Genomic DNA, 21,701 nt, shown 5'->3' on the forward strand with positions numbered 1-21,701 from the left:
TATGATAATAGCAGGTTACAAGCTCTATCAGCTGTTGCTGTTTTTCGGGCTTTATTCAATAATTGGATATGTAATAGAACAGATACTATACGGTTTCAGCGGCTACGCTGTTAAGCGGGGATTTCTGGCTGGTCCGGCGTGCATCATGTACGGTCTGGGTAGCCTGATTGCCGTAATTTTCGTGATGCCGGCCTGCTGGAATCTCTATATGCAGATAGTGGTTCTGGCTATAGTTTCAATAGTCATCAATGGGACTGCGGCTCTGCTGATCCGCATGATTTCAGGGGCTTTCCTGTGGCGTTTTACCATAGGTTATTCTCTGATCGGGACCGCTTTCGGATTGCTTCTGGTCAGAGGCGCCCATCAGGCCATTGCGTCGGCTGTATTCATGTTACCGACATGGCTTGACATGATCCTGCTTCTGGTGATCCTGGTGCCTATGGTCAGCCAGTTTATCGACGGAGTTGCCCGGCTGTTTACATATCGCCGGGACATGGGTGTGCTAGAGAACTACCGCGCAGCAGTTGCCGCCCCTGCGGAAAATTGCGCAGCAGCAGGTCACGCAATCTGCGACCATAAAGCTTATGGCGAGGCTGTCATGGTCACATTGCAGTCTTATGCCCGCTGGATCAAAGGTTATCCTCGCTTTCGCCGTGCCACGTTGAACAAAGTGTTCCGCGGTTGCAGTTCTGCGGAGGTTGCTGATATCAAAGAGTATATGCACCGGGTCAGGACTACCGCCTAGGTGAATAAATGATTCCGTATAGCTTAGATATAGTACTTGGGTATTGTTCCATCAATGGAACCTTTATGCATGAACTTATGCATGAGTTTATGCATGGGGCCGTGTATAAATAAGGAGGCCAGTATCGGCGCAAGAATTCCATATAAAATTTTATCAATGTGGCGGAATAGTCTATCAGAAGTGACTGATACTAAGGGCTCCCGCCACATTGTTATTATTATTCTAGTGATCCTTGCGCGCAATGTTTTTACCAGTGGTACACAAACCAGATAGATATGCATAGTTCCGATAAGATAAATATGCTTGGAAAACATTTTGGTGTTCGGAAAATGTATATTTCCCAGGGAAAATATCTTGGAGAAATGCAAATCAGAATGATCCATATGACTAGCGAGATCGCATAACTGTTGAAAACACAGGCTTCCAAGCCACGATAGCCTTGGATAGACTTGGTAACAGTAGCCTGCAGGGACAATGCTAGGCTATTTTTTGTTGCATAGAAAAGTGCATGTATCGTACCATTGATGGAACAATAGGCTATGTACGCTGATAGACATCCTGATGGACATGTTGAAAGCCGTGCCGCCGAAGCGAGCAAAAAAATCAAAAAACGACATGACACATAAGGTGTCATGCCGCAAGATTCCTGCATTTATTGCAATGTTGTGCAGTGCAACACTGCATGTATTACAGCTGCAGATTTTTGATCAGTTCTGCCTTCGGATATGCTCCGAGGACTTTAGCTTTCATTTCCCCGCCTTCGAATTTGGCGCATACTGGTATGCTCATTACTCCGAACTTGGCTGCCAGCTGAGGCTCCTCGTCGATGTTGACTTTACCGACTTTGATTTTGCCGTCATAATCTGCGGCGATCTCGTCGATAGTCGGAGCGAGCTGTGTGCAGAATCCGCACCACGGAGCCCAGAAATCCAATACTACAGGGATGCTTGAACCTGCTACTTCTGATTCGAAATTTGCTGTTGTGATTTTAGTGATCATATTACTATCCTCCTGATTTACCTCTTTAGAGCATCTTGATTAAGACACTTCTCCATTTGAAATATCTCCCTTAGATATTTCCTCCAGCGATGTTCTGATGGTATTTTCCACCTGCTTCTCCATTTCGGAAACGCCATGTCTGTCCAGATCGGCCGTTTCTACTGCCGGATGGATCACCACATTCACTTTGCACGGCTTGATAAGGCCGTACTCCTCATACATATGATAAGTCCCGTTAATTGTGATGGGAACCACAGGAGCCTTTGCTTTGGTGGCAAGTTTGAAACTGCCGGCCTTAAACTCTCCTGCTTTCGGGCCGCGGCTTCTGGTCCCTTCAGGGAAAATCACCAGATTGAATCCGTTCTTGACAGTCTTGGCGCCTTCCTGTATAGACTTCAGAGCCTCCTTGGCACTGCCGCGCTTGATATATATGCCGCGAATATTTTTGATCCACTTTCCGAAGTAAGGCATGGACTCTAACTGGTCCTTGGCGATAAAGCCGAGCTGCTTCCCTTCGAGAGCAAGGAACAACGCTATAATATCTCCATACCCCTCATGATTTGAAATAAACACACAGCCGTCTTTTTCCGGAATATTTTCCCGGCCTTCGACGGTCACTTCCATCTTGAACATTTCTGCAACCTTGGAAGCCCAGATGTGCGTAGAGTAAGCAATAGCCTCACGTTCGCGGACCGGATCACCCTCGTTGCGAGCCGCCGTAATGTCCTTGGCGTAAAAATCGAATATCCTTATAGACCTGAATAATTTCAGGAAATTAGGTAAATTTCTGATGAGTTTCATAGTGAGTCTCCTTTGAAATCAAGTATATCTTAAAGTTACCTAAAAATCAAGAAAACCTATAGCATTGAAAAAACAATGATAGTATAATGGGTACATAGTTAGTGTATCATTTAGAAAAGGAGAAACCAATGAAACTTATCAATTTAAACTACATACCGGATCAGGAATTCAGTGTTCTTGGGCTGGTAAAGGGAAACACCGTACAGTCTAAACACATCGGCAAGGACATAGGCGCCGGCTTCAAGACCATCGTCGGAGGCGAGATCAAAGGCTACACTGAAATGCTTCAGGAGGCCAGGCAGATCGCTACAGAGCGCATGATCACAGAGGCAGAGTCACTGAGCGCAGACGCCATCATCAATGTCAGGTTCGATTGTTCCGAGTTGATGCAGGGCTCCGCGGTAGAAATGTTGGCTTATGGAACAGCAGCTAAATTTAAATAATAAATCAAATTACACCCCGAGGTTCATCATAGCCCTGGCGGGACTTCTCGTCTTTTGTTTTGTTGCCTTCTGCGTAATGACACAGCGGACGGAAGCCTTCGACACGGCCGTGGACTACTTCGCCTACGGAACGCGGGCGGCCTGGACCAAAGCGATCCTCGTGCCGATCACATACGCCGGCAACTGGCAGTTCATCGTGGCCGTGACAGCTTTGCTGATCATTTTGCCCCAGACGAGGAAAACCATAGGCTTGCCCATGGGCGCCACCGCACTGGTATCAGTCGTCGTGTATAAAATGCTCAAACTGTCCTTTGCGCGGCCAAGGCCGGACTTGGACCTGAGGCTTATCTGGGCCGGGGGATACTCGTTCCCGAGCGGCCATTCCATGAATGGCTTGGTTTGCTATGGCGTGCTGATTTTCCTAATCAGGCGCAGCTGCAGGAACAAAAAAACCGCTAACTGGCTCACGGCGCTACTGACGCTTTTGATATTGCTTATTGGGTGGAGCCGGATTTTCTGCGGCGTTCATTATGTGACCGATGTGATCGGCGGATTTTCCGTCGGCATGGCGGTGCTCATGGTGGCGACGATACTCATCGACAGATTTTATCTGAAGGAGAAGCGGTAAATGACTGTAAGAGTTCGTGATCTGCTGAAACTGAATATAATGAAGGACTTCAAGGTCGTCGCCGGGGCCTCCGGGCTGGATAAGACGATTTCCACCACGGAGATCCTGGATTTCGAGTTCCTTGAAGAAGGCGAGGAATACAGAGGCAAAAGCTTTGAAGGGGATAGCATTGTCCTGACCAGTCTTTTGTTTGCCAAGGATCACCCGGAACAGGTGACGGAGGCGGTGAAGAAGCTGTATCAGTTCAATGTTCATTGTCTTGCCTATAAACCGGTGATTTTCAAGAAGTTGCCGGCGGAGGCTCTCAGTTATGCCGATAAGGTCGGCCTGGTAATAATGGAGTTCGGCAACGACGAATTCTTCGAGGATGTCATATTCGGAGTCAAGGCGCTGACGCGTAAGACCATGGAACTGGAACAGATAGAGCCGGAGATAGAAAAGATGCTCAGGGTGAATATGGATCAGGAGGAGCTGGTGGCTCTGACGGAATCCATGAATCCTTCCTTCAGGACTCTGGTGCGGGTCTACTGCATCAAGGGAGACGAAACGCCTGAAGAGATGGCTATGAAAATCAGATTTACCAATCTGCCGGAGAAGCTTCGCAGGCAGGTGTTCATATGCAGGTGCAGAGGCCGATATCTGGTCATACTCACCGGCGACACGGCTGACGAGAAGATCTATGAGGAAATGCTGGATAGTGTTTTCACATTTTACTGCGCCAGGAGGGAGATCCTTACCATAGGCGAAAGCAGCATCGGCAGGCTGTCTGACGGACTCAACCGCTATGTTATCGAGGCTTACTGGTCCGAGGCTGTAGCGGAAATCGAAAACTGCAGTGTTAGAAAGTATCCGGAACTGGGTATCTACAAGTTGTTCATCCCGAGACCGGGAGCTGAACCGATAGACGAATACATGAAGAATTATCTGGCCCCTCTCATGGAGGACGATGACACAGATAAGGTGAAGGATGCGGAACTCTTCGACACAGCCGTTCAGTATGTTCTGGCCAAGGGCGACATGAACGCGGCGGCCGAGAGGATGTTCTGCCATAAGAACACCGTACGTTACAGAGTTGGCAAATTGCAGGAGAAGCTGGATCCCGAGTCGGGAGACAAGGTCTTCTTTCAGGATCTTTCTGCTGCAGTCATAATATTACTACTTAAAAAATTTAACAAATAGGAGGAAACGAACTATGGAGATTTATGTATGTGGAGCATGCGGGTATGAGTACGACCCTGAAAAGGGCGATCCAGAAAACGGAATCGAGCCGGGAACACCATTTGCAGACCTTCCGGATGATTGGGAATGCCCACTCTGCGGCATGGCTAAGGATGTATTCGAGGTGAAAGAATAATGAGCGCTATTTTTAAGCTTACCTATGGCCTCTTTGTACTGACGGCCAGGGACGGGAACAAGGACAACGGTTGCGTCGTGAACACTGCTCTGCAGGTCACAGCTAATCCTCCGCAGGTTTCCGTGTGCGTGAACAAAGCAAACTATACTCATGACATGATCATGAAGAGCGGCGAGTTCAACGTGTCTATTTTGTCACAGGAGGCACCGTTCTCGGTGTTCCAGCGTTTCGGCATGCAGTGCGGTCGCGACGTTGACAAGTTCGACGGCTTTGACGAGATGGAAAGGTCGGCTAACGGTCTGTACTATCTGACCAGGTCGGCTAACGCCATGCTTTCGATCAAAGTGAACAAAACAGTTGATGTAGGCACTCATACTATGTTCATAGGTGAGGTGGCTGACGAGAAGGAACTGTCTGACGTGCCTTCTGTTTCATACCAGTACTACTTCGACCACATCAAACCGAAACCTGAAACTAAGAAGAAGGGCTTCGTCTGCAAGATCTGCGGTTATGTTTATGAAGGCGACGAATTACCGCCTGATTTCATCTGCCCGATCTGCAAGCACGGCGTAGAAGCCTTCGAACCAATCAAATAGTATCAAATACAAAACGCGGGCCCGTCGGACCCGCGTTTAATTTTGCATATTATCAGTGCACAGAATTTGCCATTGAGACAAGGGTAGAATACTTAGCTATTCCGGTCAATTCAAAGACTGAAATCCCATCATTCCACATTATCATCCATGCATCGTCCTTTTTAACTACTATGGCATCAAATCCATTGATTTTGATTTTGCTTTTTTTGTCATATTCAGCGTCTATGCGCGTTTCAAGATTTTTAGAATGGGTTTGAGAATACACTATATCATGACCAGCATCATCCATATATTCTATAGTCTGTCCTGACTCATAACTATCTTTGGATACTATTTTGTATCCTTTTGGAGTGTCGGGTACCATAAATGTGAATTTTTCATCAACTTGACTAGGATTTTCGTATCTGAAGTGGTATATCCACTCGGTGGATTTCTGCTGGATTTCATAGAAAATCTGTGGTCGTGTAATAGCAATTGATGTAATGGCAGTTACTAAAACTGTAGATATGATAATTGCTATCAGAATCGTTTTTCTGATGGCGAAGTGTGACACATGTACATAAGATCTTCTTGCTACGCGCTTATGAGATAAAACTTTATCCATAAAACCTTTTGGGTACGCCGGTTCAGGTTTATCTGCTATGCATTCCTCAACTATATCAAATTCTGTGTTATACGCTTCTGTCAGCGCTTGGATCAATTGATTCATTACTCGTCTCCTAACGCAGCTATTAGTATTTCTCGGCCACGTTGTAATCGCTTACGCACGTTATCCACTTGAAGGTGGAGCATGTTGGCTATTTCTGTAGTTCTATATCCTTCAACATAATACAAGTAAACCACATCACGATAGTGCTCGGATAGTTCTTGTACTGCCTCGAGGACCAAATGATAGTCTACTATATCGAAGTCGTTAATGTCCAGGGAATCATTATTCTGTGGAATTACCGGGTCAATCAATGCTTCGGAATTTCGTCTTTTGCGATATATATCAATGGCTGCATTTCTTGCGATAACAGCCACAAAATTACGTGTTTCTTTGCTGTCAATAATTCCGATTTTACGGAAATTCTTTGCAATTAATAGAAAGGCATCGTTTACTGCGTCTGCGGCATCTTCGTCTCTGTTAAGAGTCTTTTTTGCAACATAAAACATAAGCTTATTATATTTGTAATAGAGCTCTTCAAATTTGTCTTTTTCATCTTGAGAGTCAATCATTTGAAGATAGATAGTCAGCATAATTACGTCCCCCTAAAAGTCAGTATATATGATTAATGATGAGAATTCAATTAAAAGCAACAGACTTATGCTTAATATTCACAAGCCTGTTACTTTTGGTGACGTAATTTATCAGTAAACTATTTTCTTTTTATGAGCATTCCGAAAGTCATACCAATTATGAAACCTAATGAACTTGAAATGATATAATCTGTATCAAGTATCACTGCAATCAAATTGCCTAGAACTAAACCTATACACATACCTTCAGGGAAGTAATTGGCGGCTTTCTCATTTTTTTTGTATAGGGTTAGATTTAAAATAATAGCGGCGCAGATCCATATAATGACAAGTGGACCATAGCTAGTAACAAACTTCATGTGTATCACCTCTCAATCTACAATAATCGTCCTTGATAAGCGGTAACTTAATGTTAGCTAATTTAGTATATTTCTTTGCAACGATATTGAAACACTTTTTTTGAGCTACCATGATAACTGGTTTTACTATACCAAGTATATTTGTACATGGTTACATATTTGTTAATAGGGGATATGTAACTATTATGGTAGTTTTTGTGGTTATATGTTATTAGTTTGTATGATAGCCCCTGCGTGTTTGGATCGTTATCTACAAAGTAATTGTAGATTGCTGACGCGATATGCGTAGCTAAACCACTTCCGGGCAACAATACTGAAATTACAGTTGCAAGAGCTCCAACGGTGTATTTACTAATTTTTTTAGTGAGTGAAACGTTGCTATTTTGACTTGAATTGACATTGTAAGTATAGTCAGATTGGCTTCCGTATGGGGGACTATTTTGATACCATGTTGAACTGTCAGCGACGGTTATTGGAGCATTTGATAGATTGTTAAGATCACCGTACTCGACTAAATTCCCGTCTACATAAACATGACCATTTGAAAGTATTTTAACTATATTAATAATATTACCCTGCTTGAATTCAACAATAGACATGTTTTCGTTGGTTTCCAACATCCGAACTGTATTAATTATTCCTTCATAATCAACGGTGTACACCACGCTAGCACTTTTATTTGAAACTTCTTCTTTAGCATTTATAATTGAGTTTTTGCTTATTGCACCGATTTGTTCCAAAGAATTAATTTCTTCGGCGATGCAATCGTAGCATTTGCAATCAGCGTAATTATCGCCTAATGCATTTCTTGCAACGATTATGTTATTGTCTATACCACTGTTGTTGTTATTAACAAAACTGGTCTCTGCATTAATAGGTACAACTGTAATAGTAAAAATAAAGCATAATATCAATATCATTACTCGAAAAATATTTGCTTTTTCAGCTATTATCTCTTTTAACATTTTAGGGCCTCCTTAAATATTTGGGATACTATTTTGTACATTAATGGATATTTAACACGAATAACTAAAAGGATTAAATTTGTACTTTGAATTCATGCTCTCTTTAGATCGCAAGATATTATTTCACTATGTTACAGCACCTCCCATCCAATAAGCGACCTTCATTGATGTAATGGCTTATATGTTTGTTTTTGATAGCTTTGTCTAGTATTATTCTTTTTAAATCCGCAGAGTTTAAGTCCGGGTTTTCTCTTAGCAATAGTGCAGCAACTCCAGAAACAAATGGAGCAGCAAAAGATGTTCCTGTTACATAGTCATAATCATTGCCTGCTGTAGTAGTATATATATTAATGCCGGGGGCGGCTATGTCGATGCAATTATTTCCATAGTTTGAAAAACTATATAATATACCGGTGCTGTCAACTGCAGCTACAGTAATTAAATTATTTAGGTGGTATGATCCAATGTAGCCAGATAGATTATCTAGATTTTTACCATCATTACCCGCTGACACTACAAAAAGCATTTGGGAAGATTGAATTAAACTGCGTAGTTTAGCATCATTGGTATATACACAGTTGCTAATATTACAAATACGTGCGCCACATGACTCTGCGTACTGTATTGCTTTTATCAGCCGAGGAAACTTAGCACTTGCATTATTTGACTGTAATATTTTAAGTGAAACTAATTTTATATTATTATCGCAAAATACGCCTTGGATTCCAATGCCGTTCTTTTGTGCGGCAATGATGCCGGCTACTGCAGTACCGTGGGAATTTTCCTTTATTGTGTCGATATAATCCATTGTATTACATGATGAATTAGTAAAGTTCCATCCATTAGTATCATCTATGTAACCATTATTATCATCGTCGATACCATTCACTTTTTCACGTGAGTTTAGCCACTGTACATTTGATAATTCTGGGTGATTAAAATCTATGCCAGTGTCTACAATTGCTACTAATATTGTATTTTTATTATTATCTATATTGCTCCACATTTTTTTAGCATGTATAGAATAATTGTCATTTTGCATCCCCCATTGTTTATTAAAATAGGGATCTGTATTTCCGATAGTAATATTGCAGACAAGTAGTACGGTGCATAGGCTCACCACGATTAATAACAATTTTTTGAACATGATATACCTCATAAATTAGTAACAATCCTTGAGTAATAGTATCGAAATCACACATATTTATCGTGTTGCTTGCTCGCTATAGGCTCTAATTACCTCAGACCCAGAATTACCACTTATGGTAAATTTCGCGTAAACACGATAAGTACCTTGAGATATTGCTTTGGACTTGCTTAAATGAAGGCTTGTATTATTGCTACTTGCAGTCCATGTTTTTACTGTACTCCAACTACTTGCAGACTTTTTTTGCAACTTAAGAGTTAAATCAATACTATTGGATTTAGAACTTGTATAAATCCTTGCAGTAGCTATAGCAGTGCCTGAAGATATGCCAATATCTGCTGACGCTTGAATTGCATATACATAATTAGCGACAGGATCCTCAATTACCGGCGTATCTTGATCTGTAGCGTATGTTAATGTGAACGTAAACAGAGATGTTACTATAATAGTAATCATACATAATAATTTGTATTTCATTGTAACCACTTCCTTTCGTAACTTTATCTAATCATTCATATATAATAACGTGTGGAGTTACAAAAACGTGACACTGTATTTTACAATAATTAAACATAGTTAAATTAAATGCTTAATTTAATTCAAGATTTTTGAAATTTACTGGCGACCAAAATAAAAAACCGGCGTTCCTATTTATTGCAATTAGGCAATTGGAAAGCCGGTTCAATTTTATTACTATATACTATTTGTTATTTCCACTTAAGTGTATAGTATCCGTTCCCTTTATGATTTCTGGAGACTTTAATGTAGTATGTGCCCTTGGTCAGCTTGCTGCCGTTGCCAACGGTGTACGGCTTCATAGTGTTGTTGGAAACGCCTGTCAGGGTGTCAGACGTATATGAACCGCTGCTATTGTAAATAGTGAATTTGATATTGCCGCCAATGTCTCCGCCTGCGCTTGACTTGGCTGTAATGGCGATGCTGACGGCCTGAGATCTGGTAAGCCTGATTTTGTACCAGTCTGATGCGCTGGAGCTGGCTGCAAGTACGCCCTTCCTGGTTACGCCTTTCTTGATTGTAACAGCTTTGGATTTACTGGTGCCGTGCTTGGAACAGGATACTTTGGTGAATTTGGAGCCGATAGCATATACTGCGTTATAGCTCTTCACGCCTATATAGTAGGTGCCCTTCTTGACGCCGATCCTTGTAGTGTAAGACCCACTGCTGTTCAGTGATTCGTAACCGCTGAAGAGTGTCTTTTTCCCGGAATTCGTCAGTTTGACTCTGAAGGTGCTTGAATAATCTGAGGGTGAGGCCATGACCAGTGTGATGTAGCCTGTTGCAGGAACCTTGACTTTATAGTAAGAAACTGAATCTTTACTGGCGGAGCCGCCCATCATAGCCTTGCCGTTAGTCAGGGTTCCTCCGGAAGGGGCATGCTGAACTGCGAAAACGCCGGCGCCTGATCCTGAAAAACTGTACAGACTGAATTTCAGATAATATGTACCGTTGGTTTTGATGGAATAGTAATGGCCTTTGACGCCTGTGGATGAATCTGAACTGTTGCTATTGTAGGTAACACTATTACTGCATTGACTGTCTGAATACAGGGATGAATATGCAGTGCAGTTAGCGCCGGTGAAGGTTATGGACAGACCGCCCTTCTTCGCCTGTATAGGGTAAACCAGGACAGGGGATCCGCTGCTGTATGTTGGCGTCATATAGGTCGTTACGCTAGAAGCATTAGCGCTTGCCGGCGTAATGACTGCCCCGTTTTCTATGGTTATCGGAGTCGCAGCGGCGTCAGATGTCGTCGCCTTCTGTGACAGAGCAGAGGTTAATCTGCCGGTAGCTCCGGAAACTGATGTATTTCCGCTGTCAGCGAATACGGTGCTGATGCCGGCAAATGACATTGTCGCCGTGACAGTGACAGCCAGCAGGATAGTTAATAGTTTTCTTTTCATCGATGTTTCTCCCTTCGATTGCTGAATTAACATTTCACACACGCATATTAGTTTAACATAGAATTAGTTAAAAAAATAGAACTAATTTTCCGGAATGATCCCATTTGTTCCGCATTATGAAACGCCCCACTAAATTGTGGACAACCTCCCCTCTTTGAGTTAAAATGGTTTCAGAAGAAAAGAGGAGAGTAATAGATATGAATAAACCTACATTGGTAATAATGGCGGCCGGAATGGGAAGCAGATACGGCGGTCTCAAACAGATAGACCCGGTGGGCGACCACGGGGAGATAATACTGGATTTTTCTCTTTATGACGCCATGATGGCCGGATTTGAGAAGGTCATCTTCATCATCAAGAAGGAAAACGAGAAAGATTTCCGTGAGATAATCGACGGGAGAGCTGGCAAGCACCTGCAGGTGGAATACGCCTTTCAGGAGCTTTCTGATCTGCCGGAGGGCTACCGGGTACCTAAGGGACGGGAAAAGCCCTGGGGGACCTGCCACGCCGTTCTCAGCGCCCGTGAGCTTATCCATGGACCCTTTGCGGTGATCAACGCCGACGACTACTACGGACCGGGAGCATTTTCGACAATTTACGACTTCCTGGAAACGGCCGCGGACAAAGACAAGTACGACTACGCCATGGTTGGCTACGAGCTTTCCAAGACCTTGACAGAGAACGGACACGTGTCCCGCGGCGTGTGTCAGGTTGCAGACGACGGCAGCCTGGAAAGCGTCACAGAGCGGACTAAGATCATGTGGCGAGGCGATGACGTTGCCTACACCGACGACGATGAAGTCTGGACTACCCTGCCAAAGGACGCCACGGTGTCCATGAACTTCTGGGGATTTACAGAATCCATGGTCAGAGAAATGCAGGCAGGCTTCCCTTTGTTCCTGGACAAAGCTATGACAGAGAATCCTTTGAAGGGCGAATATTTCCTGCCCAGCGTAGTCTCTCAACTCATCGACAACGGCAAGGCCCGGGTGAAAGTGCTGAAATCACGGGACCAGTGGTACGGCGTCACTTACAAAGAAGATAAAGATTCGGTGGTTTCTGCATTGCAGGCCATGAAGGACAAGGGCCTTTATCCGGAGATACTCTGGAAATAGCCGAAAATAATAAAAAAGACTTGATTTTACACGCCCTGATGTGTATAATAATAGGGCGTGTTTTGTTATATTTGAAGCACGCGAATCTCTGCACCGTGTAAGGGCGGTGCCATTTAGTCCACAGGGAGGTGAAAACATGACTAATTATGAAATAATGTTCATCATTGATCCGACATTGGAGGAAGAAAAGAAGAACGCTACAGTCGAGAAGGTCCAGGAGATCATCAAGACAGGTGAAGGCGAAGTATCCAATGTTGACGTCTGGGGAATGAAGAAGCTCGCATATCCTATCGAGAAGAAGAACGAGGGATACTACGTAGTTATCGAATTCCAGGCTGGTATCGAGCTTCCAAAAGAGCTTGACAGAAGGCTGAAGATTTCCGACAATGTAATGAGACATATGATCATCAACAAGGATGCCAAATAAGGAATCGAGGTGCACTAATGAATAACGTTGTACTTATTGGAAGACTTACCAGGGATCCTGAGGTGAGATATACGTCAGGCAGCCAGATGGCTGTAGCATCATTTACAGTTGCCATCGACAGACCGACGAGAGCCGGCGAGGAGAAGAAGGCAGATTTCCCGAGAGTCACGGTGTTCGGTAAGCAGGCTGAGACCTGTGAGAAATACCTGGCTAAGGGCAGACTGGTTGCAATCAACGGAAGGATTCAGACTGGCAGTTACCAGAACAAGAACGGCGACACTGTCTATACGACAGATGTAGTTGCCAACAGAGTCGAGTTCCTCGAATGGGGAGACAGACCGCAGGGCGGCGGAAGCAATTACCGTCAGGAACCTGCTCGCCAGGCACAGCCTGCGCAGCAGCACCAGCAGTCACAGCAGTCTCAGCCAGCAGAGGAAATGCCGGATTCATTCCAGGCAATCGACGAGGACGTTCCATTCTAACAGAAAGGAGACAGTGATTTATGGATAACAGAAGACACGGCGGCGGCATGAGAAGAAAGAAAGTATGCCAGTTTTGCGCCGATAAATCAGAAGCTATCGATTACAAGGATGTTGAGAAACTTAAGAAGTACGTTACCGAGAGAGGTAAGATCCTTCCTAAGAGAGCAACAGGTACTTGTGCCAAGCATCAGAGAGAGCTGACAACAGCTATCAAGAGAGCAAGGATCGTAGCACTGCTGCCATATGTAGCAGATTAGTAGTAGAATATAATTATAAAGTCGCAATAAAAGAGACGCCATCTCCTTCGGGAAAGACGTCTTTTTTTATGGCGGGTATGGCGCCTGCAGATAAGTCCTGAGGATTTATCTGAGCACTGCACCCGGTTCTCTGTCGAAGAATATGCTCTTGGATGATACGGACAGTGGAATACCATAGCAGACTCTTACGTCGGTCTTGAAGACGCCGGCCTTGATGGCGGCCCTGCCGATGGAATACATAACTCTGTTGTCGATGTGGTGAGCGCTGGCTACGGAAACTGCCGAACCTACGGCAACACCCAGGTCGGTTACATTGAAAGCACAGTTGGCGTGAGCCTTGGTCATTTCTGCGCAGTTTTTGAAACCGCACATGCTGCAGTTGTCCAGACCGAAGGGCTCGCTTACTACGCCGATTATAAGGGCGCAGTGACATCTGCTCAGGCAGCCGGCATCTCTGTTGAAGAACTGCTCATCGTATTCTACGGCAAGTTCCTGAGTCTTCTTGACCAGGTAATCCTTGTCAGCGCCGGAGACGATGGCCGTTACGACCTTGTCCTTGCCGCTGCCCTTAGGAGCTGTCCTTGCGGCGGCAGCCATGAGATCTGCTACCATGAATACTGCGTCTTTTTCCGAGTTTTCCATATGTTTGATCATTTCGCTTCTCCTTCTGATTCTCTTAAATCATGTTAATTTATTATACAACGCATACTGCCCCGTGGCAAACAGAAACCTCCTGATTTCATGTGCTATATAAAATACATTCCATTTCAAAAAAACCGGTTGACGGCGAATACCGGGATAATGTATTATGTATACATAAAGAGAAAGGAGCTTAGATTTATGAGAAACGAATGGGCAGGTTTTACCGAAGGAAAGTGGATGGACACCATCAATGTTGACGATTTTATCAACTTGAATTATACGCCATATGATGGTGACGACAGCTTTCTGGCCGGACCTACTGCAAGGACTGAGGAATGCAATCAGCGAGTTAAGGACTTATTAGTCGAGGAGAGAAAATCGGGAGGCACCCTGAAGATAGATCCCAGCAGGATCATGAGGATCAACGCTTTCGGACCCGGTTATATCATCGAGGGAAAAGACATCATAGTCGGTCTTCAGACGGACGAGCCGCTTAAGAGAGGTATATGCCCATTTGGCGGATTTAAGATGGTCAAGGAAGAGGTCAAGGAATTCGGGCAGGAACTGCCGGAAGAAATCGAATTTCTCTCTCAGTATATGACCACTCATAATGATGGAGTTTTCAAGGCTTACTCTCCTGAAATGAAGAAGGCAAGGCATCTTGGATTTATCACGGGTCTTCCTGACGCTTACGGTCGCGGAAGGATCATCGGAGATTATAGAAGATGCGCACTGTACGGTATCGACAGACTTATTGAAGAGAAACAGAAGGATCATGACGAGATTTCCTCCAGAGATGAAATGACTGAGGAGAACGTGAGACTGGCTGAGGAAGTTTGGAACCAGATAGCGGCTCTGAAAGATATCAAGAAAATGGCAGAAAGCTACGGCTTTGATATTTCACAGCCTGCTACTGATGTCAGGGAAGCTATCCAGTGGACATACTTTGCTTACCTGGCAGGTATCAGAGAAGAAAACGGTGCCGCTATGTCTATCGGCAGAACGGCTACATTTATAGATGTATATGCAGAAAGAGACCTGGCTTCAGGCAAATACAACGAGGAGCAGGTACAGGAGTTCATAGATGACTTCATTCTCAAACTGAGAGCAGCAAGGCATCTGAGAACTACAGAATACAACGAGCTTTTCGGCGGAGATCCTATGTGGATCACAGAAGGCCTTGGCGGCGTTGGCTGTGACGGAAGACACAGAGTTACCAAGAATACCTACAGATATCTGCAGACACTGTACAACCTGGGATCCGCTCCGGAACCAAACCTTACAGTACTCTGGTCAGAGAAACTTCCTGAGCCTTTCAAGAAGTTCTGCGCTCAGATATCCATAGATACAGACTCCATCCAGTACGAGAATGACGATAAGATGAGACCTTCATACGGAGACGACTACTCTATCGCCTGCTGCGTTTCAGCCATTCAGATGGGTCAGCAGATGCAGTTCTTCGGAGCCAGATGCAACCTGGCCAAGTGCCTGCTTCTGGCCATCAACGGAGGCGTTGACGAAAGGACCGGAGAGCACATAGGACCTCAGATGGAAGCTATGGGCGACGGCCCTCTGGATTACGATGAGGTATGGAGAAGATATAACATATATCTGGAGTGGCTCATGGGCGTTTATGCAAGGATCATGAACATCATCCACTTCATGCATGATAAATATGATTATGAAAGATCACAGATGGCTTTCCTGGATTCAGAGGTCAGCAGACTTATGGCCTTCGGCGTAGCGGGATTCTCTGTTGCGGCAGATTCCTTGTCAGCTATTAAATACGCCAAGGTAAGCCCTATCAGAGATGAAAACGGAGTAATAGTAGACTTCAAGACTGAGGGTGAATTCCCTAAATACGGAAACGACGACGACAGAGTGGACGATCTGGCTGTGGCTATTTCAGAGAAATCTATAGCGGAGCTTAGAAAACACCCTGCATACAGGAACGCTGTGACTACCCTCTCCGTTCTGACAATCACGTCCAACGTAATGTATGGTAAGAAAACCGGCAACACCCCTGACGGACGTCGGGCGGGCACACCTTTTGCGCCGGGAGCTAACCCTATGCACTGCAGAGACGAGAACGGAGCGGTAGCGTCCCTGAATTCCGTTGCAAAAATCAATTGGAACACTTGCCAGGACGGCATTTCCAACACATTCAGCATTACGCCGGACTCACTTGGCAAAGACCGCGAGAGCTCCAAGGAGACTTTGGTCAAGCTGCTGACGGGATACTTCGGCCAGGGCGCACACCACCTGAATGTAAACGTCCTCAACAGGGAGACCCTCATGGACGCTTACCATAACCCGGACAAATACCCGAGCCTGACCATCAGAGTATCGGGATACGCGGTGAGATTCAACGCTTTGTCCAAGGCACATCAGAAGGAAGTTATCGAAAGGACATTCCACGAGGCTATATAGGTGACGACAATGAAAGGCAGATTACATTCAATTGAATCCTTCGGGGCTGTAGACGGGCCTGGAATAAGGACGGTATTTTTCATGCAGGGCTGCCCGGCCAGGTGCGCGTATTGTCACAATCCGGACACCTGGAACGAATGCGGCGGTCGGGAGATCGCTGTGGATGAAATAGTCCACCGCGCAAAACGAGGCCTGCCATACTACGGCAACGACGGGGGCGTGACATTCTCCGGAGGCGAACCTTTGCTCCAGGGTAAATTCCTTCTGGAGGCCATAGAGGCTCTGAAGGCTGAGGGCATCGCCAGCGCCATCGACACCAGCGGAACTTACATCGACGAGGATTCGGAGGATGTGATCGCGGCGGCAGATATGGTTTTGCTTGATATCAAGCATATCGATCCGGCCAAGTTTGAGGAGCTGACGGGCAGAGAACAGGGACCGCTGTTCAGGCTTATTGACATAGTCAACAGGCTGAACAAGCCCATCTGGATACGCCAGGTCATAATACCGGGATTCAACGATAATGCCGACTATATCGAGGCTCTGAATGAGTTTATAAGCGACATTAAGACGGTCAAGAAGGTAGAACTACTTGGCTACCACAACATGGCTGAGAACAAGTATGAACGCCTTGGGATCAAATACAGACTCAAGGACATCAAGCCTATGAACGCTGATAAACTCAGAAACCTGAGCAGACTGACAACAATAGCATAAGACATAAATGAAAGAGCCGACGCATTTGCGCCGGCCCTTTTTATTGGCAATTTTTCAATTAATCAATTGAAGTTTGATTTGCTGAATTACTCAGCCTGTTTTGCTGCATAATCACGGTCTGCTGCGTTAGCATCCTTCATCTTCAACATTGTGAACATTGTGATGATGCCTATAGCGCATATAACTGCCAGGATTATGTATGCCTGTGTTGCTTTACCTGATGTGATCATTCCGACCATCATCTGAGCTGCGAAAGCGGATGGTATCAGCTGAACTGCCATGATGATACGGTTAGCTGACTGATATTCTCTACGTCCGAAGCAATAAGCTGTGATACATGGATGCATTGTAGGTACGCCGCCTGTCATGCAGGCAACTCCGAAGCCCCACATTACCATTAGAGGAACGCTTCCTCCCTGTGGCTGGAGCATCAGGCCGAATATCGGCAGGAACTCTGTCAATCCTAAGATGATAGAAGTCTTAACTGAACCGATCTTGTCGTCCAGGAGACCGAATACATATGACATTGGGATGCCGATGATGGCGCCCATTGCCAGCCATTTAACGGCTGTCAGCCATACGGATATATCTCCGGCAGAGCTGCCTAACACGATGAAACGCGTTGCCATGGAACCCATGCAGGCGTTGATGATGAACTGGAATGCTCCGAAGGATATGATCAGCTGCCAAGCTTTTCCCATCTTCAGGACCTGACCAACTGTCAGGTTGACTTCGTCATTTGCCTCTGATTTAGGTGCAACTTCTGCTCCATCCGGATGCAACCCTGCGTCCTCTGGGTAGTCTTTCAGTAGTAATCCTGTAAGTATTGCGATAACTACGATGATTACTGCGATTCCGATGTAGAATGGTCTGTAGTCTCCACCGAAGTTCTTAGCTATAAGTGTAGTCATTCCTGAAGTTCCTACTACTGAGAACAGTGGTGAACCAAGAGTGATGATTCCCATTACACGACCTCTGTAACGCAGGAACCAGTTGGCGCATAGCATGAATCCGCCCATCTGGAAGGACATGCAGGCGCATCTTACTGCAAACAGTGAGATCCAGAACAGGACCCAGTTACCCTGGCCGCCTGTAGCCTTAAGACCATCAGCAGCAGCGATTCCCGGGCATCTCAGAGCTGAGATGATCATTAGAGGAATCATTGTCTTTCTAACGCCGAACTTGATGTAGCATGTTCCGTAGATGAATGTTAAGATGATACAAGCGAAGTTGCCGTATGTCATAACCATTGTGGTATCATTGGAGTCCCATGCTGTGAAACTGTTGATAATGTTGATCTGGTCGTTCTGAAGTCCTGAATACATGAACATGAAAACGACACCTAAGATCATGAATGCAATTGCGTACATTCCAAACTTTTTGTCCCTAAACGTTTTTCTTCTCTCCTTTGTAAATAAGAATGAATAATTGCCACTATATAAAGGCGTGAAGAGCCTTATATACTATTAAATTAATTGTTTTGGATCAGCTCGATGAGAACGCCTGAGTTATCATGGATGAACATTACGCTGTTGCCTTCCATCTGTACCTCATGGGCTATCTCAATTCCGTTGGCCAGGAATTTTTCTTTCATGCCGGCCATATCATCTACCTCAAAGGCTACATGCTTGGTGCCTACTGTCTGCAGGTCATCGTTTGGCATAAGTCTGTCTTTCGGCAGAGGTTTAGGCTGGTCATACTGGAAAAGCTCCAGCTCGTACTCGCCGTTGCTGAGGAAAACTATCCTGGCTTTCAGCGGTGGTACATAATCGTCCTTGATTTTCTTGAAATCAAGATTTTTCTCATACCATTCAACAGACTCGTCCATATTATAGACGCTTATGCCTGTGTGAAGGGCTCTTGTGATTTTAGCCATTGGTATCGCCTCCTATTTAGCAGCCTTGACTACCAGTTTGCCGCCGCTGCTCAGTGTGAACTCTGCTGTCTCGCCGGCTTCTGCCTTGATGGTTACTCCCTTAGGTGCATCGAACTGTGCAGGGTTTACATTGCTGATCAGAGTAACGCTTGAATTAGCAGTTGCTATCCATTTACTTCCCTGATCCATCTTAAGAGTTACATTCTTCATTTTGCCTTTGATGGTCGTGTCTTTCAGATCAGTCCACATTCTTCTTACTTTGTAATCGTCATGGATCAGGTCGCCCTCGACATCCATGTCCTTCATGTTGACGTATACTCCGAAAGCATCTCCTTCGACCTTAGTTGCGCAAGGGTCATCGTTTACGATTGTCTTTACCAGTACATCTGTAGCAGATTTGATATCTACAGCGTCCATGTTGATCAGAGCGTTGTGGCTCTTGATGATGAATGCTTCTTTTCCTGTTTCGATCTTGCCGCCGGTGATGTTGATCTCGCCGACTTCTTCCTGCCAGCCGTTTACGCAATGCATAAGTCCGAAGTATGTTCCGCACTTAGCTGTGCAATCGTTGAAAGTCATGTCACTGTTTCCTGCGCAGATAGCCATCATGCAGCTTGTGTCGATGAAGCATCCGTTGAAGAAGTCATGGCATCCGGGATCTGCATATGCGCCGTAACCGCTCTTAGTACAAATGATGTCGCAGTCGTTAGCTTCCAGATATACGAATCCTTCTGATGACTCTGTTGACAGTGCAGCCCATCCGTCGCAGATGATCTTACTGTTATAGAAGTAGGACTGAGAATTGCTCATTGTGCAATGTGTTCTCGTATTGCCCTCGATCTCAAGTGGTGGCGGTGGTGTGCTCATAAGAGCAGTTGGTGCCGGGATATTGTCTCCGTATGGCATTCCGTGGGACCAGATCACTGAGTCATATACTCTTAATGTTGAGCTCTCCTCAGCTGCTGTTGAATATCTGGTTCTTCCTGATGTATCAATTATAGCATTTTTCAGGGTAAGGTCAGCGCCAAATTTTACTGCAACTCCGCTTGATGGTCCGCCGATTCCGCTTCCGTCTCCGGCTGTGCTTATGCAAGCTCCGTCAACAGTTACCTTGGAAGTTGATCCTTCAGCGTAGATTCCGCCTTCAGTTCCTTCATATGCTACGACTTTGATGTCCTTCAGTTCTGTGTCTGAAACTTCTCCGCCATAGAGGACCTTGCTGTTTGATGACTGCTTGTCATATTTGCCGTTCTTAATGTGAACAGCGGCTACAGCTTTAGGATCCGGAACAAACCAGTTGATTTTAGGTTTGCCTGGATTCAGTACGGCATTAACGCCCTCAACGATGTCTGCCATCATGAGCATGTTCTTGCTTTCCTGTCTTGGCGGCTTATTAAGGGATAATCCCTTTATAGTCTTATTCATTTTTTCTCCTCGCTTATAAGTATCTAGCTCCCGACCGATACCTTTATTAGTTACATTTTATTTCAATATGTGTCCAGTGTAAAATCACTAATTTCGTATAATTATAATAAACAAATTGTAATAATCAAGTATTGATAACACTTTCACACATTAAAATTTAGAATAGTTGGACAATACCTAATTTATTATGTATAATATAAGCAATAAAACGGGAGGTGCTTTATGAATGAATTGCAGATAGATTATTTCCTGGCGGTGGCCAGGAACCTTAGTTTTACAAAGACGGCAGATGAAATGTATGTCTCGCAGCCGGCAATCAGCAGACAGATCTCACACCTTGAGGGCGAATTAGGATTTGTTTTGTTCGACAGGAGCAAGAAGTCGACACAGCTGACGGCCGCGGGAAAGTTATATTATGACTTTTTCTCAGAGTTCAAGCAGAATATGCAGAAGACCAGGGACATGGCTTACAAGGCGACTAACGAGCAGGTGGGAAGTATCCGAATAGCCTGCCTGGAGGGCTGGAACAATGTGGCCTGCATACCGGAAGCGTTGAATAATTTCAAGAGCAATTTCAAGAATATGGACATCGAACTGAGCAGTTACGGGTTTAAAGGCCTGCTGAAGGCTCTCGGTGCTGATAAGGTAGATGTTATACTTTCTTTGGAGGGAACCTTGGAGGCTTACGATGACATCATGAGTAAGACTGTAACAAAGGTTCCTAAGAAGATCATTTTTTCTAAGATGCACAGGTTTGCTAACCGTGTGAATCTGTCGCCTAAGGATTTCAAGGATGAGAAGTTCTTCATCCCGGTGCCTGAGGAGTCCAAGTATGCTGAGAGCAGGATCAAGAGCTACTGCCGCAATCAGGGATTCGTGCCTAATATTGAACCGGTTGCCAATATCGAGTCTATGCTCCTTAATGTAAGGAATGGACTTGGGGTTGCCATCATGGATGACTGGACGATTGCATCGGCCGGCGGAGAGTTCCTTTCCGTGGATCTGGGGATGACTGATGATGTTATTCTGGCTTGGAAGGAAACGAATATGAATCCGGCAATCGGAGTACTGGTCAGCGAGATGCTGTTCATACTCAATGACGAGGCCAAGGCATAGCCAAGGTACACTGACG

26 protein-coding genes are annotated in these 21,701 nt (G+C 45.0%); 13 read left to right on the forward strand and 13 right to left on the reverse strand.

Features of this window, described 5'->3' with window-relative positions; genetic code table 11:
* Window position 1 precedes the first annotated feature (1 nt).
* Window positions 2-745 carry a putative ABC transporter permease gene (locus EV211_RS02275; protein ID WP_166635340.1) on the forward strand — a complete coding sequence of 248 codons (744 nt, stop codon included), beginning with the start codon at window positions 2-4 and terminating at the stop codon, window positions 743-745.
* Between the two features lie 687 nt (window positions 746-1,432).
* On the opposite strand, the gene trxA is transcribed toward EV211_RS02275, so the two are convergent.
* Together trxA and EV211_RS02285 are read right to left on the reverse strand one after the other, a co-directional pair.
* Window positions 1,433-1,744 carry a thioredoxin gene (trxA, locus tag EV211_RS02280; protein ID WP_133527815.1) on the reverse strand — a complete coding sequence of 104 codons (312 nt, stop codon included), beginning with the start codon at window positions 1,742-1,744 and terminating at the stop codon, window positions 1,433-1,435.
* 39 nt (window positions 1,745-1,783) lie between these two features.
* A complete protein-coding gene (locus EV211_RS02285) occupies window positions 1,784-2,545 on the reverse strand; it encodes a lysophospholipid acyltransferase family protein (RefSeq protein WP_133527816.1) in 762 nt (253 codons plus the stop codon).
* 128 nt (window positions 2,546-2,673) lie between these two features.
* On the opposite strand from EV211_RS02285, the gene EV211_RS02290 reads away from it, so the two are divergent.
* From EV211_RS02290 to EV211_RS02310, 5 genes are read left to right on the forward strand one after another with little or no spacing between them, the layout of a single operon-like run.
* Window positions 2,674-2,988 (forward strand): YbjQ family protein, encoded by a 315-nt coding sequence (locus EV211_RS02290; RefSeq protein ID WP_133527817.1) that lies wholly within the window; start codon window positions 2,674-2,676, stop codon window positions 2,986-2,988.
* Window positions 2,963-3,616 carry a phosphatase PAP2 family protein gene (locus EV211_RS02295; RefSeq protein WP_133527818.1) on the forward strand — a complete coding sequence of 218 codons (654 nt, stop codon included), beginning with the start codon at window positions 2,963-2,965 and terminating at the stop codon, window positions 3,614-3,616. The genes EV211_RS02290 and EV211_RS02295 overlap by 26 nt, the downstream gene beginning before the upstream one ends.
* Window positions 3,617-4,795 carry a PucR family transcriptional regulator gene (locus tag EV211_RS02300; RefSeq protein WP_133527819.1) on the forward strand — a complete coding sequence of 393 codons (1,179 nt, stop codon included), beginning with the start codon at window positions 3,617-3,619 and terminating at the stop codon, window positions 4,793-4,795. It abuts the gene before it with no gap.
* Window positions 4,796-4,808: 13 nt separating this feature from the next.
* On the forward strand, window positions 4,809-4,970 hold the full coding sequence (locus tag EV211_RS02305; protein WP_133527820.1) for a rubredoxin: 162 nt from the start codon (window positions 4,809-4,811) through the stop codon (window positions 4,968-4,970).
* Window positions 4,970-5,566 carry a flavin reductase gene (locus EV211_RS02310; protein ID WP_133527821.1) on the forward strand — a complete coding sequence of 199 codons (597 nt, stop codon included), beginning with the start codon at window positions 4,970-4,972 and terminating at the stop codon, window positions 5,564-5,566. Before EV211_RS02305 ends, EV211_RS02310 begins: the two co-directional genes overlap by 1 nt.
* 52 nt (window positions 5,567-5,618) lie before the next feature.
* Here EV211_RS02310 and EV211_RS02315 read toward each other — a convergent pair whose 3' ends face one another.
* The 7 genes from EV211_RS02315 to EV211_RS02345 all read right to left on the reverse strand — a co-directional run bounded on the left by EV211_RS02315 (window position 5,619) and on the right by EV211_RS02345 (window position 11,198).
* Window positions 5,619-6,275: a DUF4367 domain-containing protein gene (locus EV211_RS02315; protein WP_133527822.1), complete on the reverse strand. Its 657-nt coding sequence runs from the start codon at window positions 6,273-6,275 to the stop codon at window positions 5,619-5,621.
* Window positions 6,275-6,805 (reverse strand): RNA polymerase sigma factor, encoded by a 531-nt coding sequence (locus EV211_RS02320; RefSeq protein ID WP_133527823.1) that lies wholly within the window; start codon window positions 6,803-6,805, stop codon window positions 6,275-6,277. The genes EV211_RS02315 and EV211_RS02320 overlap by 1 nt, the downstream gene beginning before the upstream one ends.
* A 119-nt stretch (window positions 6,806-6,924) precedes the next feature.
* Complete coding sequence (locus EV211_RS02325) at window positions 6,925-7,164, reverse strand: hypothetical protein (protein ID WP_133527824.1); 240 nt, start codon at window positions 7,162-7,164, stop codon at window positions 6,925-6,927.
* A 62-nt stretch (window positions 7,165-7,226) separates the two neighbouring features.
* Window positions 7,227-8,129 carry a hypothetical protein gene (locus EV211_RS02330; RefSeq protein WP_133527825.1) on the reverse strand — a complete coding sequence of 301 codons (903 nt, stop codon included), beginning with the start codon at window positions 8,127-8,129 and terminating at the stop codon, window positions 7,227-7,229.
* A gap of 118 nt (window positions 8,130-8,247) precedes the next feature.
* Window positions 8,248-9,276, reverse strand: a complete 1,029-nt coding sequence (locus EV211_RS02335; protein ID WP_166635341.1) for a S8 family peptidase — start codon at window positions 9,274-9,276, stop codon at window positions 8,248-8,250.
* Between the two features lie 57 nt (window positions 9,277-9,333).
* The gene (locus tag EV211_RS02340; RefSeq protein WP_133527827.1) at window positions 9,334-9,753 is read right to left on the reverse strand and encodes a hypothetical protein; all 420 of its coding nucleotides are present in this window, start codon (window positions 9,751-9,753) and stop codon (window positions 9,334-9,336) included.
* Between the two features lie 230 nt (window positions 9,754-9,983).
* A complete protein-coding gene (locus EV211_RS02345; RefSeq protein ID WP_133527828.1) occupies window positions 9,984-11,198 on the reverse strand; it encodes a hypothetical protein in 1,215 nt (404 codons plus the stop codon).
* A 197-nt stretch (window positions 11,199-11,395) separates the two neighbouring features.
* On the opposite strand from EV211_RS02345, the gene EV211_RS02350 reads away from it, so the two are divergent.
* The 4 genes from EV211_RS02350 to rpsR all read left to right on the forward strand — a co-directional run bounded on the left by EV211_RS02350 (window position 11,396) and on the right by rpsR (window position 13,479).
* Window positions 11,396-12,313, forward strand: coding sequence for a sugar phosphate nucleotidyltransferase (locus EV211_RS02350; protein WP_133527829.1), 918 nt, complete (start codon window positions 11,396-11,398; stop codon window positions 12,311-12,313).
* 136 nt (window positions 12,314-12,449) lie between these two features.
* Entirely contained in the window at window positions 12,450-12,740 is a 291-nt protein-coding gene (rpsF, locus tag EV211_RS02355; RefSeq protein ID WP_133527830.1) for a 30S ribosomal protein S6, read from the forward strand.
* A 17-nt stretch (window positions 12,741-12,757) separates the two neighbouring features.
* Window positions 12,758-13,222, forward strand: coding sequence for a single-stranded DNA-binding protein (locus EV211_RS02360; RefSeq protein ID WP_133527831.1), 465 nt, complete (start codon window positions 12,758-12,760; stop codon window positions 13,220-13,222).
* Window positions 13,223-13,242: 20 nt separating this feature from the next.
* The gene (gene rpsR / locus EV211_RS02365) at window positions 13,243-13,479 is read left to right on the forward strand and encodes a 30S ribosomal protein S18 (RefSeq protein WP_133527832.1); all 237 of its coding nucleotides are present in this window, start codon (window positions 13,243-13,245) and stop codon (window positions 13,477-13,479) included.
* A 105-nt stretch (window positions 13,480-13,584) separates the two neighbouring features.
* Here the strand turns inward: rpsR and EV211_RS02370 are convergent, their stop codons facing one another.
* The gene (locus EV211_RS02370; RefSeq protein WP_133527833.1) at window positions 13,585-14,133 is read right to left on the reverse strand and encodes a ferredoxin domain-containing protein; all 549 of its coding nucleotides are present in this window, start codon (window positions 14,131-14,133) and stop codon (window positions 13,585-13,587) included.
* A 186-nt stretch (window positions 14,134-14,319) separates the two neighbouring features.
* Between EV211_RS02370 and pflB the strand changes: the two genes are divergently transcribed.
* Both pflB and pflA read left to right on the forward strand, forming a co-directional pair.
* The gene (gene pflB / locus EV211_RS02375; RefSeq protein ID WP_133527834.1) at window positions 14,320-16,551 is read left to right on the forward strand and encodes a formate C-acetyltransferase; all 2,232 of its coding nucleotides are present in this window, start codon (window positions 14,320-14,322) and stop codon (window positions 16,549-16,551) included.
* Between the two features lie 9 nt (window positions 16,552-16,560).
* Window positions 16,561-17,268: a pyruvate formate-lyase-activating protein gene (gene pflA, locus EV211_RS02380; protein ID WP_133527835.1), complete on the forward strand. Its 708-nt coding sequence runs from the start codon at window positions 16,561-16,563 to the stop codon at window positions 17,266-17,268.
* 86 nt (window positions 17,269-17,354) lie between these two features.
* Here the strand turns inward: pflA and EV211_RS02385 are convergent, their stop codons facing one another.
* The 3 genes from EV211_RS02385 to EV211_RS02395 form a co-directional block, all read right to left on the reverse strand.
* The gene (locus tag EV211_RS02385; protein WP_133527836.1) at window positions 17,355-18,638 is read right to left on the reverse strand and encodes an MFS transporter; all 1,284 of its coding nucleotides are present in this window, start codon (window positions 18,636-18,638) and stop codon (window positions 17,355-17,357) included.
* Window positions 18,639-18,739: 101 nt separating this feature from the next.
* The gene (locus tag EV211_RS02390) at window positions 18,740-19,144 is read right to left on the reverse strand and encodes a VOC family protein (protein WP_133527837.1); all 405 of its coding nucleotides are present in this window, start codon (window positions 19,142-19,144) and stop codon (window positions 18,740-18,742) included.
* Between the two features lie 12 nt (window positions 19,145-19,156).
* Entirely contained in the window at window positions 19,157-20,569 is a 1,413-nt protein-coding gene (locus tag EV211_RS02395; protein ID WP_133527838.1) for a hypothetical protein, read from the reverse strand.
* Between the two features lie 222 nt (window positions 20,570-20,791).
* Here EV211_RS02395 and EV211_RS02400 point away from each other — a divergent pair, with 222 nt between their 5' ends.
* Entirely contained in the window at window positions 20,792-21,685 is an 894-nt protein-coding gene (locus EV211_RS02400) for a LysR family transcriptional regulator (protein ID WP_133527839.1), read from the forward strand.
* The last annotated feature ends 16 nt before the right edge of the window (window positions 21,686-21,701 follow it).

The organism is Aminicella lysinilytica (assembly GCF_004362975.1).
GTDB lineage: Bacteria > Bacillota > Clostridia > Peptostreptococcales > Anaerovoracaceae > Aminicella > Aminicella lysinilytica.